The organism is Fibrobacter sp. (genome assembly GCA_012523595.1).
Taxonomy (GTDB): Bacteria; Fibrobacterota; Chitinivibrionia; order Chitinivibrionales; family Chitinispirillaceae; genus JAAYIG01.
Map to the genome: position 1 here is coordinate 1 of JAAYIG010000258.1, position 2,502 is coordinate 2,502.

3 protein-coding genes are annotated in these 2,502 nt (G+C 46.0%); 1 reads left to right on the plus strand and 2 read right to left on the minus strand.

Going from position 1 to position 2,502, the window contains the following annotated elements; translation table 11 throughout:
- Positions 1–17: 17 nt before the first annotated feature.
- Positions 18–1,670, plus strand: coding sequence for a response regulator (locus GX089_17610; GenBank protein ID NLP04312.1), 1,653 nt, complete (start codon positions 18–20; stop codon positions 1,668–1,670).
- Positions 1,671–1,695: 25 nt separating this feature from the next.
- Here GX089_17610 and GX089_17615 read toward each other — a convergent pair whose 3' ends face one another.
- Together GX089_17615 and GX089_17620 are read right to left on the minus strand one after the other, a co-directional pair.
- Positions 1,696–2,181, minus strand: coding sequence for an Hcp family type VI secretion system effector (locus tag GX089_17615; GenBank protein NLP04313.1), 486 nt, complete (start codon positions 2,179–2,181; stop codon positions 1,696–1,698).
- A gap of 82 nt (positions 2,182–2,263) precedes the next feature.
- On the minus strand, positions 2,264–2,502 hold a 239-nt coding region (locus GX089_17620), incomplete at its 5' end, for a type VI secretion system contractile sheath large subunit (protein ID NLP04314.1).

Sequence of the window (2,502 nt, forward strand, 5' to 3'; positions counted from 1 at the left end):
ACGGGGAAATCTTCCATGTGGAAATCGTATCTCATTCCCTGCAGATTGAAGGAGATCAGCAGGCGCAGATTGTTCTTATCAATGATGTTACCGAGAGACTCAAAGCTGAGGAAGCATTGAAAAGAAACGAAGAGAGCCTCAGTATTACTCTTAACAGTATCGGTGATGCAGTGATTGCGGCCGATCACAGGGCACAGATTATACGCATGAACCCCGCTGCAGAAAAGATGACAGGGTGGAGCTCACAGGAAGCCTCGGGAAAGTGTCTCTGGCAGATATGCCGTATCACTAAGAAAGGTTCTGATGACAACCTGCTTCCATTCATCTTTTCTATAAAAGACTTCAACTCATCTGTAGATCCACTCATTCTCATTGGAAAGACCGGAAAAGAGCTGCTGATTAGCTGCAACAGTACTCCAATTATCTCACGTGAAGGAGAATCTGAGGGCATAGTGCTTGTCCTGCAGGATATCACAGAACGCAGTCATCTTGAGGAACAATTGAGACAATCACAGAAACTGGAGCTGATCGGACAGCTTGCAGGAGGCATAGCTCATGATTTCAATAACATCCTCCTGCCAATAGTCGCTTATGCCGACTTTGTACTTCAAAAGCTTGGTGAAGACCACCCGGAAGCTGAAAACCTCAAGGAAATTATCAGTGCAGCCGACAGGGCAAAAAACCTGGTAAACCAGCTCCTGGCCTTCAGTCGAAAGCAACTCCTGCAGACATCGATCGTCAACGTCAATAATATCCTGAAAAACATCTCAGGTATGCTGAGAAGACTGATTGGTGAGAATATCAACATAGAGATGAAACTCTCTCCCGGTATCGGCAATATAAGGGCTGATGTCTCTCAAATTGAGCAGATTCTTCTCATTATTGCAGTGAACGCCAGGGACGCGATGTCTGATGGGGGCACATTAACATTTGATACAAGTGAAGTCGAACTGCGGCTGAAATCAACATCACTCAGTCCGGAACTCTTTAACGGAAACTACATTGTAGTGAAGGTAACCGACACCGGCACCGGCATGGATGAAAAAACAAAAAGCAGAGTTTTCGAGCCTTTCTTTACCACAAAGAAGAAAGGCAAGGGAACCGGGCTGGGTATGGCTACCGCCTACGGCATACTCAAACAGCACGGCGGGACAATTCAGGTGGAAACAGAACCAGGGAAAGGTTCCTCCTTTATTATCTATATTCCCAGATGTTTCGAGGCTGAAACACCTGTTTTGTCAAGCCATAAACATTCCCGGACAGATGCAGCCCTGTGCAATGCTTCAATTCTTCTGGTAGAAGATGAACTGATAGTGCGCTCACCAATCAGCAGATTTCTTACGAGTAAGGGTCTCAGGGTAACGGAAGCAGAGAATGGCAAAATGGCACTTGATATGGTGGTAAAAAACGCCGGCAAATTTGATCTGCTCATCACTGACTTGATCATGCCTGAAATGAACGGTAAGGAACTGTACGAGAAAATCTCATCGATGATCCCGGGAATCAGGGTGATTTATATGTCAGGATATCCCGATGACATACTCGTTGACAAAGGGGTTCTCGATAACAATGTCAACTTTCTGCACAAACCGTTCTCTATGGAGTTGCTCTGGAATACGATTCAGCACGCATTGAAGGACCAGAAATTAACTGAGGGGCGGTTCTTATGAGAGCCACCCCCTTTTTCCAATCACCTCAGCGCCCTTCCTTCCAGGAATCAGAAGCCTGTAAATTTCCATCCACATACGACCAGGTTATCTTCTGGTAACGCATCTGTACTTCCTCAAGATGGACATATCTCTCTTTGGAAGGATCTTTGACATTGTGCATCACTGGCTTGACAGAGCAGATCTTCACTCCCTGAAGCCTGTGATTGAAGTACTCCGTCTCTGTCCCGGTATCATCGATACGGTACCATTTGATCTCCACCTCGGAAAAAGTCTGTCCCTCACAAACCGCCTTATAAAGGTAAGGTGACGATGCGTCGAAGGATTTGACAATCTTTATGGCTTCATGCTTTCTTGTTCCTGTCAATTTTCCGGAATCCGGGTCCGTAGGAATCCTGACCTCATGATCAAATGCCAGTACCTCTACGCTCTTCTCTCTTCCGGCCACGTCAACAGAACCCTCTACCGCATTACCCGCATCATCTTTGAGCCACATATAAGCTGGAATGGGCATAAAGCACTCCTTTCATCCATATTGGCGTTTATTCTGAATTCCGCAGGTTATCGATGAGACACTGCGGGAACCAGGTTGAATATTACTTTCCTTTTGGCATCTGTGAAACCAGTGATAAACTTATATCAATTCCTTCAATCTGAAAATACGGCATCACTGAGAGACTCACAGAGAAAAATCCCGGATTATCCTCGATCTCACTGACCACCACATCGGCAGCCTTCAGCGGATGCGTGGCTATCAATTCCTCTCCGGGATCGTTCATCTCGGTAACCAACCCCTTTACCCATTTACTCAATTCTTCCTGAAGCACCATTTTGC

What these genes read in the sequence shown, in the direction of transcription:
- GX089_17615 (NLP04313.1), bottom strand. Translation starts at nt 2,181, where the DNA reads ATGCCCATTCCAGCTTATATGTGGCTCAAAGATGATGCGGGTAATGCG.